The organism is Bacillus cihuensis (assembly GCF_000504145.1).
Taxonomy (GTDB): domain Bacteria; phylum Bacillota; class Bacilli; order Bacillales; family DSM-1321; genus Peribacillus; species Peribacillus huizhouensis.
In genome coordinates, this window is sequence record NZ_KI632497.1 from 130,834 (window position 1) to 144,264 (window position 13,431).

At 36.3% G+C, this 13,431-nt stretch carries 15 protein-coding genes; all 15 read right to left on the reverse strand.

What is annotated here, in order from left to right:
* Position 1 precedes the first annotated feature (1 nt).
* A complete protein-coding gene (locus V179_RS0118850; RefSeq protein WP_028392833.1) occupies positions 2-1,099 on the reverse strand; it encodes a protein-glutamate methylesterase/protein-glutamine glutaminase in 1,098 nt (365 codons plus the stop codon).
* A gap of 9 nt (positions 1,100-1,108) precedes the next feature.
* The gene (locus V179_RS0118855; protein WP_028392834.1) at positions 1,109-1,975 is read right to left on the reverse strand and encodes a MinD/ParA family protein; all 867 of its coding nucleotides are present in this window, start codon (positions 1,973-1,975) and stop codon (positions 1,109-1,111) included.
* Positions 1,968-3,140, reverse strand: coding sequence for a flagellar biosynthesis protein FlhF (flhF, locus tag V179_RS0118860; RefSeq protein ID WP_028392835.1), 1,173 nt, complete (start codon positions 3,138-3,140; stop codon positions 1,968-1,970). Before flhF ends, V179_RS0118855 begins: the two co-directional genes overlap by 8 nt.
* Positions 3,137-5,173: a flagellar biosynthesis protein FlhA gene (gene flhA / locus V179_RS0118865; protein ID WP_028392836.1), complete on the reverse strand. Its 2,037-nt coding sequence runs from the start codon at positions 5,171-5,173 to the stop codon at positions 3,137-3,139. Before flhA ends, flhF begins: the two co-directional genes overlap by 4 nt.
* Before the next feature lie 91 nt (positions 5,174-5,264).
* Positions 5,265-6,347, reverse strand: coding sequence for a flagellar biosynthesis protein FlhB (gene flhB, locus V179_RS0118870; RefSeq protein ID WP_028392837.1), 1,083 nt, complete (start codon positions 6,345-6,347; stop codon positions 5,265-5,267).
* A gap of 1 nt (position 6,348) precedes the next feature.
* Entirely contained in the window at positions 6,349-7,125 is a 777-nt protein-coding gene (gene fliR / locus V179_RS0118875; RefSeq protein WP_028392838.1) for a flagellar biosynthetic protein FliR, read from the reverse strand.
* Positions 7,126-7,128: 3 nt separating this feature from the next.
* On the reverse strand, positions 7,129-7,398 hold the full coding sequence (gene fliQ / locus V179_RS0118880) for a flagellar biosynthesis protein FliQ (protein WP_028392839.1): 270 nt from the start codon (positions 7,396-7,398) through the stop codon (positions 7,129-7,131).
* Positions 7,399-7,410: 12 nt separating this feature from the next.
* Positions 7,411-8,076 carry a flagellar type III secretion system pore protein FliP gene (gene fliP, locus V179_RS0118885; protein ID WP_028392840.1) on the reverse strand — a complete coding sequence of 222 codons (666 nt, stop codon included), beginning with the start codon at positions 8,074-8,076 and terminating at the stop codon, positions 7,411-7,413.
* Positions 8,069-8,740 (reverse strand): flagellar biosynthetic protein FliO, encoded by a 672-nt coding sequence (locus V179_RS0118890; RefSeq protein WP_051405047.1) that lies wholly within the window; start codon positions 8,738-8,740, stop codon positions 8,069-8,071. The genes fliP and V179_RS0118890 overlap by 8 nt, the downstream gene beginning before the upstream one ends.
* A gap of 19 nt (positions 8,741-8,759) precedes the next feature.
* The gene (locus tag V179_RS0118895; RefSeq protein WP_028392842.1) at positions 8,760-9,122 is read right to left on the reverse strand and encodes a response regulator; all 363 of its coding nucleotides are present in this window, start codon (positions 9,120-9,122) and stop codon (positions 8,760-8,762) included.
* Between the two features lie 18 nt (positions 9,123-9,140).
* A complete protein-coding gene (gene fliY, locus V179_RS0118900) occupies positions 9,141-10,346 on the reverse strand; it encodes a flagellar motor switch phosphatase FliY (protein WP_028392843.1) in 1,206 nt (401 codons plus the stop codon).
* Positions 10,336-11,334: a flagellar motor switch protein FliM gene (gene fliM, locus V179_RS0118905; RefSeq protein WP_028392844.1), complete on the reverse strand. Its 999-nt coding sequence runs from the start codon at positions 11,332-11,334 to the stop codon at positions 10,336-10,338. The genes fliY and fliM overlap by 11 nt, the downstream gene beginning before the upstream one ends.
* A 55-nt stretch (positions 11,335-11,389) precedes the next feature.
* The gene (gene fliL / locus V179_RS0118910; protein WP_028392845.1) at positions 11,390-11,821 is read right to left on the reverse strand and encodes a flagellar basal body-associated protein FliL; all 432 of its coding nucleotides are present in this window, start codon (positions 11,819-11,821) and stop codon (positions 11,390-11,392) included.
* The gene (locus V179_RS30205; protein ID WP_084552440.1) at positions 11,811-12,035 is read right to left on the reverse strand and encodes a flagellar FlbD family protein; all 225 of its coding nucleotides are present in this window, start codon (positions 12,033-12,035) and stop codon (positions 11,811-11,813) included. Before V179_RS30205 ends, fliL begins: the two co-directional genes overlap by 11 nt.
* A 140-nt stretch (positions 12,036-12,175) precedes the next feature.
* The gene (locus tag V179_RS0118920; protein ID WP_028392846.1) at positions 12,176-13,396 is read right to left on the reverse strand and encodes a flagellar hook protein FlgE; all 1,221 of its coding nucleotides are present in this window, start codon (positions 13,394-13,396) and stop codon (positions 12,176-12,178) included.
* Positions 13,397-13,431: the final 35 nt, after the last annotated feature.

Here is a 13,431-nt window from a genome sequence, read left to right on the forward strand (position 1 = left end):
ATTAACAATAATTCACAATAGCTTTTGCAATATCTTCTACATCAGCGACTTTATTAATTACATTAGTCGCAATAGCCGCTTTAGGCATTCCGAAAACAATGGATGTTTTCTCTGATTCTGCAATCGCGGATAGTCTACCTGATTTACTGAGAGCGGTCAGTCCTTTGGCACCATCTATGCCCATTCCTGTCATAACAACCGCAACCTTTTCAACATCAATAATTTGGCTTGCTGATTCAAATAATACGTCAACCGAAGGACGATGCCCATTTCTTAACGGGGATTGATCCGTTTGAATTGCCAAACTCATCCCAACTTTTTTTATTTTTAAATGATAGCCTCCCTTTGCAATATAAGCGGTTCCTTTTTTTAAAATCTCTCCATCCTCTGCCTCCTTGACGGTAATTTCCGATAAAGTGTTAAGGCGATTCGCAAGTGATTTTGTAAAGCCAGGTGGCATATGCTGTACAATTAATATAGGTGCCTCAATATTTTTAGGAAGTTGAGTTAAAACAGTTTGCAATGCTCTAGGACCCCCAGTAGAAGTTCCAATTACAATCATTTTTTTCGCAAATGGCGTCTTTTCGCTTATTTGTGGACTCAAATTATTATTATGAACTGGTTCTATTTTACTATAATTATCGGAATTTCCTTGGATAATTTCAATATTTAAGGGATTATTTTGCAACTTCGATACATTAGTTTTACTTGCAGCGACAATTTTGTTGATTAAATCTGTTTTTATTTTATATAAATCGAGTGAGATAGCACCTGATGGCTTTGCAATAAAGTCAACAGCACCTATTTCCATTGCTTTTAACGTACTATCAGCACCTTCTTTTGTCGTGCTAGAGAGCATAATGACAGCAGTTGGCGTTTGTTTCATAATAATACGTAAAGCCTCGAGTCCGTCCATGATAGGCATTTCAACATCTAATGTGATAACATCTGGTTTTTCTTTCTCAATTTTTTGAACAGCATCCCGACCATTTCTTGCTGTTCCAATTACTTCAATCCTGCTATCTTCTGCTAAAAATTCACTAATAAGCTTCCTCATAAAAGCAGAATCGTCGACGATTAATACTTTAATTTTACTCATGTTAACGCACTACCTTCCAAGAAAAAATCTTTTAATTTTCAAAAGAAAATGGCTTTGCCTATACGTTATTTTTTCTGAGAAAGAATGATTTAAGTATCGAGAAGTAATATCTATTAATGCCTTAGATATATTGGCACTTGGCTCATAAAGGATAAACGGTATTTGCTTAGATACAGCTAGCATAACCGTTCGATCATCCGGAAGATATCCCAGTGGGATAATTTCCTTTTGGAGAAATTTTCTCATGACCGTTTGTAGCCGATTCATCGTCTCTTTGCCTTGCAGTTCTTCTCCTACCCGGTTACATATTAAATGAAAGGGAATATCAGAGTTAACTGAATGAAGATATTTCATGACAGAATAAGCGTCTGTTATGGAAGTTGGTTCTGGGGTTGTTATCACAATCAATTCATCAACACACAAAAGCAATTTAGCTGTATCTTCATTAATACCAGCTCCCATATCAAATAGGATAAAGTCATATTCCTGAAGTAATTCATTAAATTGTTCTGTAAATCGGTTAAATAGCTCGTCGTCTAACGAAAATAAATTCGTTAATCCGGTTCCTCCTGCAATAATTGATATATTGTTAGGTCCAGAGGATATCGTCTCTTTAATCGTTAAACTTCCATTGAAAAAGTCCATAATGCTATTGTTCGAATGGTATCCTAGTAAAATATCGATATTCCCCATTCCAATATCCATATCGAATAGAAGTACTCGTTTACCACGTCCCGCTATATTTATTGCAAAATTTACCGAAAAGTTTGATTTCCCCACTCCACCTTTTCCGCTTATCACGGCCATTGTTTTGGATACATTAGACTGTTCTTGTATTGCAATAAAATTTCGTAAATTTTCAGCTTGATCACGCATAGTTTATTTCTCCAAGAATCATTTTCGCTAATAATTGAGGAGTAGCGATTTCAATGTCATCTGGTACATTTTGACCATTTGTTATATAGGCTACACCAATTTCATTTCTTATAATGAAATTCACCATCGCGCCATAAGTAGATGTTTCATCTGCCTTTGTAAAAATAACTTGTTTGATGGGGATCATTGAAAACTGGTTATAAATATCTTCCATATCTTTTTGTTTAGCTGTTAAAGATAGGACAAGGTATGTTTCCATATCAACAGAAAAATCAATAATATTTTTAAGATCACGAACATAATCTGCATTGCGAAAATTTCGCCCTGCTGTATCAATAAAAACTACATCATAATGTGAAAACCGTTCGATTGCTTTTTGAAAATCTTCTAGATTATAAGCGACTTCAATTGGAACATTCAAAATTTTAGCATAAGTTTTCAATTGATCGATCGCGGCAATTCTATACGTATCCGTTGTAATAAAAGCTACTCTTTTATTTTGCTTTAACATGCAATGAGCAGCCACTTTTGCTAGAGTTGTCGTCTTACCTACTCCTGTTGGACCGACAATATTTATATATTTTTTTTCCGAATGAAATCCCCAATTTTTACTATTAGCAAACCGATTTACTAACTCTGCTTTCACATGTTTCAAAATTTCTGCTTCAGAAAAAGCCGTATGACTTTGAGACCAGTTTTCTAGTACTTTATCCATAACATCTCTTTGAACTGTTTGATTGATTTCATGACCAACTAACAATTCGTTAACGGGAAGTAAAGGTTCCGGATATGCTATGTCCGAAACCTGTTTCAATTCTTTGATCATCGCTTTTAAATCTACCAATTCTTTCATTACTTCGTTAGATTTGTGAATAGGTTCTGACTTTTGGAGCGTTGATGCCTTAACAAAACGATTTTCTTCAATTACTGTTTCCGCAGCTTTTACTGCAATCTTTTTAGTCTTTTGCTTTGTGACTTGTTTTGTCGGTTTAATTTGTGGATCAACTGCAGCATAAACTTCGATGCTTCTTTTCTTAAACATGCCTAAAAAACCACCTGTGAAAATGGGCTTAGAGTTCAAAATAACAGCATCATTTCCCAATTCTTCGCGAACCATCTTTAATGCTTCAGTCATTGAATCAGCTTGATATCTTTTTACATTCAATCCACATTCACCACCCCTATGCTTTGTACTTCTACATTAGATTCCAGCTCATTATAAGAAAGGATTGGCACATGAGGGAAATACCTTTCCGTTAATTGCCTTACATACATTCTGACTGCAGGAGAACAAAGGACAATTGGCGTTTGTTCCATTAGAGTTAATTCTTCTAATTTAGAAGCAGTAGATTCTAAAATGGCTTGTGAATCATTTGGATCAAGCGACAAAAAATTGCCATGTTCTGTTTGCTGAACCCCATCAGCAATTAGTTTTTCAATTTTTCCAGAAAGTGTAATAACTTTTAGACTCTCGCCAGGAATTGTAAATGTACTCGTTATTTGCCTTGCAAGATTCTGTCTGACATACTCAGTCAGCAAATCTGTATCAGTAGATATCCTGCCATAATCAGCCAATGTTTCAAATATAATTGGCAAATTACGAATCGACACCTTCTCACGAAGCAGCTTAGCTAGCACTTTTTGTACATCACCTATAGTCAACGGACTAGGAGTCACTTCATCAACCAGGATCGGGGCAGAATCACGCAAATGATCAATAAGCTGTTTTGTTTCCTGTCTGCCGAGTAGTTCATGTGCATTCATTTTAATCACTTCAGTAATATGCGTCGAAACTACACTTGGAGGATCAACGACTGTGTAGCCCATAATTTCTGCATGTTCTTTCATTTCTTCTGAAATCCATTTAGCAGGCAGCCCGAATGAAGGTTCAACCGTGTCAATCCCCTCAATCGAATCATCTTCAATTCCAGGACTCATAGCTAAATAATGATCGAGTAGAAGCTCCCCTCTAGCCATTTCATTTCCTTTGATCTTTAACCGGTATTCATTCGGATTCAGCTGAATATTATCACGAATTCGAACAACCGGAATCACAAGCCCCAGTTCAATCGCCAGCTGCCTTCTTATCATAACTACACGATCAAGAAGATCACCGCCTTGATTTGTATCTGCAAGCGGAATTAAGCCGTACCCAAATTCAAATTCAATTGGATCAACGCTTAGTAAACTTACAACACTCTCAGGACTCTTCATTTCTTCTGATTGCAGCCCTTCTTCTGATTCTTGGAACTCCACTTCTTCTTTTTTAGGAGTTTTCGATATTTTATACCCGCCAAATGCAAATAATCCTGCTAACGGAATCGTTAATAAATCAGGTATCGGTGTAAACAACCCGAGTAAAAACATCGTACCAGCAGTAACATATAACAGACTAGGATAGGCAAAAAGTTGCGACATAATGTCCGAACTTAAATTCCCATTAGATGCTGCTCTTGTCACCACTATACCAGTGGCAGTCGATATCATTAATGCTGGTATTTGACTTACTAATCCGTCACCGACCGTAAGCATAGAAAAGTGAGTAGCAGCTTCACCAAATGCTAAACCTAGTTGTACAACACCAATTAAAATTCCAAAAACGAGATTGATAATTACCATAATGATACCGGCAATCGCATCTCCTTTTACGAATTTACTCGCACCATCCATCGATCCGTAAAAGTCAGCTTCCCTACCTACCTTTTCACGTCTCTCTCTAGCTTCTATTTCAGAAATCATACCAGCGTTCAAATCTGCGTCGATACTCATTTGTTTACCAGGCATTGCATCTAATGTAAATCTAGCCGCCACCTCAGATACTCGCTCTGAACCTTTAGTAATAACAAGAAAATTAATAATAACAAGAATCATAAAAACAACAAGACCTACAAGGACATTGCCTCCGACTACAAACGTTCCAAACGTTTCAACGACTCCACCGGCTTCACCATTTGACAGAATAGACCTTGTTGTTGAGACATTCAACCCTAATCTAAATAGTGTCAAAAGTAATAATAAAGACGGGAATATTGAAAATTCCAATGCTTCCTTCATATTCATAGCCATAAGCAGAACCATTAAAGCTAGTGCTATATTCACTAATATCAAGACACTTAATAACCAAGTTGGCAACGGTATAATCAGCATCGCCACGATCATTATGACTCCTGCTAATACCGGTAAATCTCTTGCAGACATATTCTTCTCTCCTATCAGAAAAGCATAAGCGCCTTTTAACAGAACCCTGCCAGAAGGCAGACTCACTTGACACCAAATTTCTTCACATTACTTATATTTTTCCCTTTGTCTTATAAACAAAAGCTAGTATTTCCGCGACCACTTTAAAGAACTCTTCAGGAATCGCCTGCCCAATCTCCACTTGATCGTAAAGTGCCCTCGCCAAAGGTCGATTTTCAACCATCACTACTTCATTTTCTTTTGCTACATATTTAATCTTTTGTGCAACAAAATCAACTCCCATTGCAATCACATAAGGCGCATCGGATTTTTGATCATCATATTTTAAGGCGATTGCATAGTGGGTTGGGTTTGTAATAACAACATCTGCGTTAGGCACTTCTTGCATCATACGTTGCATAGCCATTTCACGCTGTTTTTGTTTTATTTTAGATTTAATAAGTGGGTCGCCTTCTATATTTTTATATTCATCCTTAATATCTTGTTTAGACATTCGGATGTTTTTTTCATAGTCATATTTCTGATAAAGATAGTCTAATAGTGATAAAACCAATAAGGCGATACTCGCATAAATTCCAACCTTCACCGTTATATCGGCTAAAGTTGTCATAGCATTCCCTATTGATTTTTTTGACAATGTCATAATTTCATCCATTCTCTGCCAAATGACAAAAAAGGTAACTAAGCCTACTACTGATATTTTTAACATTGATTTTAGCAATTCTACAATTGCCCGAATTGAAAATATACGTTTAAATCCTTTAATTGGATCTAATTTTTCTAGTTTTAGTTGTATCGTTTCTGTTGAAAACATAAACCCTATTTGCATATAATTTGCTGCAACACCAGCGATTAAAGCTGCTACCAGTATAGGTGCTAAGATGAATCCCATTTCTTTTAACACTTCGGACAGTAATAATGGAGCATTTTCTTCAGTAACTTGAAGAAGCAACGAATGTTGAAAGAATTCCAATAGCAAACGAGTTATTTTTTCAAACATATAAGGGCCAACGAAAAGTAAAAGTAGAAATATAGTTAACAAGTTTATGGATGTATTAACATCCTGACTCTTTGCAACTTGTCCTTTTTTCCGTGAATCCTGCTTTTTTTTAGGAGTGGCCTTTTCGGTTTTCTCTCCGGCAAAAAATTGTAAATCCAGACGGAGCTTACTCATACTATGCCCCTCCTATCAATTGCATCAAACCTCTCATAATGACTAGTAAATATTCAAACAAATGTTGAACAACAACCATCATCATGCCCATTACAATGATTAGCACAAGAAAACTAACTAGCATTTTCAAGGGAATTCCAACAACGAAAATATTTAACTGCGGCACAGTTCTTGCTACAATTCCGAGACCAATATCGACCAAAAACAAACATCCGACAACAGGAATCGACATTTGCAAAGCAATCAAAAACATCCGGCTAAAGGCCTTGACTATAAATTCTATCAAGTTTTCATTACCAAATGGAATGAGAACTTGATCAATCGGGATAAATTGAAGACTGTAATAAATTCCATCCAAAAGAAGATGATGCCCGTTCGTAGCTAATAAAAATAATAACGAAATGGTGTATAAATATTGCCCTGTTAGAGGACTTTGAGTTCCGGTTTGCGGGTCAATTACATTCGCAATGGCAAAGCCCATCTGAAAATCGATAAACCCGCCGGCAATTTGAATCGCCGCCATGATCATGTATGCGACTAATCCAATCATTAAACCAACCATTGCCTCTTTTAGAACGAGTAGCATGTATGTACCATCTATCACTAGAATGGGAGAATCGATGGTATAGTACATAATCCAAGCTAGGAAAAAACCGACCCCAATTCTAAATGTGGTTGGTAAGGTACGATGTGAAAAAATTGGCATGATTACAAAAAAAGCTGTAACGCGAACTAAGATGAGTAGAAAAGCTGGAAAGTACGGCAATAAATCTTGCATGGTTTAACCTACAAATCTATTTAAATTATTGAATATTTCACTGGTATATGATAATAAATGACTTAACATCCATGGCGCTAAGAAAACAAGTCCCAACAATACAGCAACAATTTTCGGTACAAATGCTAGTGTTTGCTCTTGGATTTGCGTTGTAGCTTGAAAAATACTAACAGCTAGTCCAACTCCAAGCGCAATTAATAGCAAAGGGCCACAAACTATTAATACCGTATATACTCCTTGTTCAGCCACCTTTACAACAAAATCTTCGTTCATTTCTTCACCTACTTAAAAACTTTGTAATAGTGATTTCACAACTAAATACCATCCATCTACCAATACAAATAGGAGTATTTTGAAGGGGAGTGATATCATAACTGGTGGCAGCATCATCATTCCCATAGACATAAGAATACTCGCAACAATCATATCAATTACTAAAAAAGGAATAAAAATCATAAAACCAATTTGAAACGCTGTTTTCATTTCGCTAATAGCATAGGCCGGAACCAGCGCCGTTAATGGAATATCTTGTATCGTTTCAGGCTTTTCTACTCCTGCATAATCTAAAAATAACGCAAGGTCCTTTTGTCGTGTATGCTCACTCATGAATTCTTTAAATGGGCTAGCCGCAAGGTCATACGCTTCTTCTAAATTAATTTCTTCGGCAAATAGAGGAGTTAACGCAACTTCATTCACTTCCTGAAATGTGGGAGCCATTATAAAAAATGTCATGAATAGAGCAAGTCCAATAAGTACTTGATTCGGAGGCATTTGTTGAGTTGCTAAAGCTGTTCGGACGAAACTTAAGACAATTACAATTCTTACAAAACAAGTCATTAAAATAAGGATACTAGGAGCAAGTGATAATACAGTAAGCAGTAGGATGAGTCTTATTGAAGTAGAGACATTTGCTGGATCACTGTTATTGAATAGTTCCATAAATTCATTCATTTAGGTCTCTCTCCTTTTTATTAAGCTCACCTATTGCTTTTTTTCTTGTTTTCTCAAGTTCTTTAAGCTGTTTGTTTAATTGAGATGAAAAATCATCGAATTTATTTTCTTTCTCTCCCCATTTATCTCTCATTTTGGCTACGATATCTCTTGGAACCATCATATTATCCATTTTCTCATTATGATTTTGGATTACTTCTTCATATTCCTCTTGATTGTCAATTTCTTTTAACAGAGATATATTTTCACCAACACCTACAACAAGGATTCGCCTGCCCACTTTTACAATTTGCACAGAGCGATTAGACCCTAGAGTAGTACCGCCGAGGTTTTCAACAAAATTAGCTTTTTGAAAAGCTTTATTTCTTTTATTCATAAACCAAAGTAATCCATAAAGTAAAATTACAACAAAAATAATAGCAGCAGCTACACGAACAAAGTCTAAAATTGAAAGCCCCTTACTAGTGGAGCTTTCAATTTTTGTATTGTCCTTTTGTTTTAACGCTTTCTCTGCTTCATTTGTATCATTTGGTTTCTCAGGCTTACTATAAGCATCTTTTACGGTTTGATTAGAAAGTTCATCTGCAAATGTATGACCTTGAAAACTTATCATCCCGAAAACTATTATCACTAGGACAGCAATCCATTTTTTAACGGAAAACAAAATGACACCCTCTTATTTTTTAGCTTAATGTTTTATTAATTGCTTCAAGTACACGATCTGCTTGGAATGGTTTTACAATAAAATCCCGTGCTCCCGCTTGAATCGCATCAATAACCATTGCCTGCTGTCCCATAGCTGAACACATAATAACTTTTGCAGCAGGATTAATCGATTTAATTTCTTTTAATGCTGTAATTCCATCCATTTCAGGCATTGTAATGTCCATTGTGACAAGATCTGGTTGTAACTCGCGGTATTTTTCAACTGCTTGCGCCCCATCCGCAGCTTCTCCAACAATCTCAAAACCATTTTTCGACAATATATCTTTAATCATCATTCTCATAAACGCCGCGTCATCAACAATTAAAATTTTGTGAGCCATAATTTAATTTCCTCCAGTTTATCTAAGTTTTTTTAATCGGTCCGATTGACTGACAATGTCAGTTACTCGGACTCCAAAGTTTTCATCAATTACTACAACTTCACCTTGTGCAATCAACCGATTATTCACTAAAATATCAACTGGTTCACCAGCTAATTTATCAAGCTCGACAATCGATCCTGATGATAGTTCCAAGATTTCTTTTATTGACCGTTTTGTCCTACCAAGTTCAACCGTTACTTGAAGCGGTATATCCAAAAGCAGATCTAAATTTTTAGCTTCTGATTCTTGCATTTGATAGGTTTGAAAACTAGTAAAACTAGCAGGCTGCACATTTACTGGCTGAACATGAGACCCTACTCCCGATCCTAAATGCTGTGGTTCGGATTGTTGTGGAACATGATAGCTTGGCATTGTTGCAGTTCCTGGTTGTTGAGTTTCGTCATTTGTATGTTCAGAATAATACTCTTGTTCAACTGGTTCTTTTGTATGATTCGGTTGCGGATCTATCTCCTGATAAGCAAATGAGTCAGGGGCTGACTGAGCTGGATTTAATAATTCTGCAACTAATTCTTTAGCAAATTTCAAAGGTAATAACTGCATAATATTTGAATCAATTAAATTACCAACTAAAAGTCGAAAAGAAATTCTTACAAAGAGATCTTCATCTGGGATTTTGTCTCTACCTTGTCCTTCAATAAAATTAATTAATTCTAGACTTGGCGGTGAAATGTCTACTCTTTTATTAAACACAGTAGACATCGAGGTTGCTGCTGAACCCATCATCTGATTCATTGCTTCTTGAACTGCGCTTAATTGAATCTCACCCAACATTTCAGGTGGGTTAACTCCAGTTCCGCCAAGCATTAGATCTGCTATAATTGCGGCATCACTTTGTTGAATAACAAGCAAATTCCCCCCAGAAAAACCTTCTGTATAATTAACTTGAATAGCTACATATGGATGAGGAAATTCCTCTGCAAGTTTACTTTTTTCTATAATTGTTACCGTCGGTGTCGTAATATCGACTTTTTGATTTAACAAAGTAGACAGTGCAGTTGCCGAGCTACCGAACGAGATATTCCCAATTTCCCCTAAGGCATCCTGCTCCATAGACGATAGATATTCATCAATTTGCAGTTCATTTTTCTGATCAAATTGATCATCTGTGCCCTTTAATAAAGCATCGATTTCGTCTTGTGAAAGCATTCCATCACCTACCATCTTCGTCCTCCTCCTTTATGTATTCTAGAATTTGAATGGCTAATTTTTTCCCTACTTTTCCTGGCTGAGCTACAAATTTTGGAACTTCACCAATCTTAATACTCAATGGATCTTCAATCGTCTTATTCAATTGAATGACATCACCAATATCAAGAAGTAAAAAATCTTGAATTGTAATGTCGGTTTCACCTAATTCAGCTATTATCGGCAGCTCACCTGTTTTTATTCTTTCCTCTAGTACTTTAACCTCTTCAGGTAAACGTTCTTTCTTCGTATTCTGCATCCAATAATGAACGGAAAGCTTCGGAATAATGGGTTCTAATGTAACATGAGGAATACAAATATTAATCATCCCTGAAGTTTCTCCAATTTGAGTATTAAGAGATATTACGACGACTGTCTCATTCGGAGAAACCATTTGCAAGAACTGCGGATTCACTTCGAAATCTGTTAATACTGGTTCAATTTCCGATATTCCCACCCATGCCTCTTGAAAATTCTCAAAGCCATTTTCAAATAGATTCGACATAATTCTTGTTTCAATTTCAGTGAGATTTTCCACTTTATTCACACTTACGCCTTTTCCGCCTAGTACCCGATCCATCATCGCATAAGCAATATGAGGATTGACTTCCATAATAATTCTTCCGTCTAATGGTGGAACCTCAAAAACGTTTAATATGGTCATCTTCGAAATCGAGCGGATAAATTCTTCATAAGGAATTTGATCGACAGAAGCAACAGTAATTTGCACATACGTTCTTAACTGAGCCGAAAAATAAGTCGTTAATAGGCGTGCAAAGTTTTCATGTACTCTTGTTAAACTCCTAATTTGATCCTTTGAAAAACGTAAAGCACGTTTGAAATCATATACTTTTACTTTTTTCTCAGATTCTTCTTTTTTTAATTCATCCGCATTCATCTCACCTGTTGAAAGTGCCGAGAGAAGGGCGTCAATTTCATTTTGGGACAATATTTCACCTGACAATTATTTCACCTCCCAAATTCCTCCTTCAAATTCGTCTAATTTCTAGGAAGGTTTCTTATTGAAGGATAGAGGAGGTTATATAAACCTTTTCAATCTTTCCTTCTTGCATAATTTCATTCAGTTTCGTCTTCATCCTATCTTGAAACTGCTCTTTGCCAGCTTTGCTTTGCAACATGTCTGATTTTAATTCAGAAAGCTCGGTAATTAAAAGGTTTTTGACTTGAAAATCCCTTTTTTCTAGCTCTATTTTTGCTTTTTTACTATCAGTTTGAATAGTCAGTGTCATCCTGACAAAATCTCCATTTGCAAGATTCGTAGTGATCTCAGGAACATTAACAGCAGTTTTAATAATCTCATCAATACTAGGCTCTTTTTCTACTTTCACATGATCATTTTTGAAATACGCAATGGCTGCTACTGAGGCAACACCTACCAACGTAACGGCAACAAGAATAATTAATAGAATTGTCAAAAGCTTATTTTTCATATTCAGAACCATCCTCCTCTCTGCTGATCCCAATTACATTGGCCAAACGGTAAAACTGTATAACAGAGTGAATGATATCTTCTTCTTTTTCCTTCACAACTAGTTTCTTCCCATTCGTAAGAGTAATCGTAGTATCTGGATGTGATTCTACAGTTTCTATGAATAAAGCATTAATTGTGTAGCTAGTACCATTTAACCTTGTCACTTTAATAATAATTTTTAGAGGATGACTCAGAAGGATCTGACCTCGTACTCCACATATAATATATAAGGATATTTAACTGTATTTATAAGGTAAATCGTTGATGTGGAGTCTGATCCATTCAATTAAATCATCCTCTTCCCTCCCTTAACTTATCGTTTTAAATTCACTAGTTCTTGAAGGATTTCATCCGATGTTGTAATAATTCTAGTATTTGCTTGAAGTCCACGCTGTGCAACAATCATGTCGGTAAATTCTTCTGATAGATCGACATTGGACATTTCAAGAGAACCAGCAGCAAGCGTACCTCGTCCGTCACCAGCAACCCCAATATTGGCTGTTCCAGAGCTGATTGATTCTTGGAATAGGTTACCACCGGTTTTTGTAAGACCGGATGTGTTGCTGAATTTTGCGATTGCAACAGTACCTAAAGTAGTGACTTGACCATTCGAATAGACTCCACTGATTTCACCAGTTTGCCCGATTGTAAAACTTTCCAGGGAGCCTTCTGTGCTGCCATTTGGTATCCCCTGAGCAGAGTTTGCTTCAGTTGTCTGGGTTAATTTGGTAAAATCTAAAGAGATGCCAGTTACAATATTTGTAGTGCCATCTTTATCTTTAATTGTTATTGCTCCAGTTGGGGGATTATTTATAGTCCCATCTGAATTAAAAGTAATAGAACTCACAGGCGATGGAAGTGGAGTGATTGTTGAACCATCAGGATTAAATGGACTCTGCCCACCAATATAAACATTCCAAGAATTAGCTGCAGTTTTAATATAATGAACGTCAATTGTGTGTGATTCACCAAAGGCATCTATCACCTTCATTTGTTGTGAAAAAGATTTATTATTAATTGTGTCACTTGATAAATTCCCTAAAAATTCAACTTTATCTGTTTTAGTTGCAGGCATTACAGCATTTACGTTAACCGTAACATCCCCAAGCACCCCATTGTTATCAAACGCCTGTACCTTATACCCATCACCATTTACTAACGTACCATTATTATCTAAATAAAAGTTTCCAGCTCGTGTATAAGACAATGCATTCCCGTTTGCAACAACGAAATAACCATCGCCTGAAATCCCAAGATCAAGGGAACGCCCTGTATTTTGCAGGCTTGATTGAGTGTGGATCGTATCAATGGTAGATACTGCTGAACCCAATCCAACTTGCATCGAGTTTTTTCCACCGCGGTTGGCTGTTGACGCACTGGCACCAGATATTGTTTGGTTCATAGTGTCTGCAAATGTTACCCTGCTTTTCTTGAAACCGTAAGTATTTACATTGGCAATATTATTACCAATGACATCTAATTTTGTTTGGAAGTTTTTTAACCCGCTAATTCCTGAGTACATTGAACGAAGCATATTTTTACTCTCCTTTCATAATCGGCTGTTTCTGT

Bases quoted from the DNA above. Each gene is read 5' to 3' on its own strand.
- V179_RS0118850 (WP_028392833.1), bottom strand. From the start codon at position 1,099: ATGAGTAAAATTAAAGTATTAATCGTCGACGATTCTGCTTTTATGAGG.
- V179_RS0118855 (WP_028392834.1), bottom strand. From the start codon at position 1,975: ATGCGTGATCAAGCTGAAAATTTACGAAATTTTATTGCAATACAAGAA.
- flhA (WP_028392836.1), bottom strand. From the start codon at position 5,173: ATGTCTGCAAGAGATTTACCGGTATTAGCAGGAGTCATAATGATCGTG.
- flhB (WP_028392837.1), bottom strand. From the start codon at position 6,347: ATGAGTAAGCTCCGTCTGGATTTACAATTTTTTGCCGGAGAGAAAACC.
- fliR (WP_028392838.1), bottom strand. From the start codon at position 7,125: ATGCAAGATTTATTGCCGTACTTTCCAGCTTTTCTACTCATCTTAGTT.
- fliQ (WP_028392839.1), bottom strand. From the start codon at position 7,398: ATGAACGAAGATTTTGTTGTAAAGGTGGCTGAACAAGGAGTATATACG.
- fliP (WP_028392840.1), bottom strand. From the start codon at position 8,076: ATGAATGAATTTATGGAACTATTCAATAACAGTGATCCAGCAAATGTC.
- V179_RS0118895 (WP_028392842.1), bottom strand. From the start codon at position 9,122: ATGGCTCACAAAATTTTAATTGTTGATGACGCGGCGTTTATGAGAATG.
- fliY (WP_028392843.1), bottom strand. From the start codon at position 10,346: ATGGTAGGTGATGGAATGCTTTCACAAGACGAAATCGATGCTTTATTA.
- fliL (WP_028392845.1), bottom strand. From the start codon at position 11,821: ATGAAAAATAAGCTTTTGACAATTCTATTAATTATTCTTGTTGCCGTT.
- V179_RS0118920 (WP_028392846.1), bottom strand. From the start codon at position 13,396: ATGCTTCGTTCAATGTACTCAGGAATTAGCGGGTTAAAAAACTTCCAA.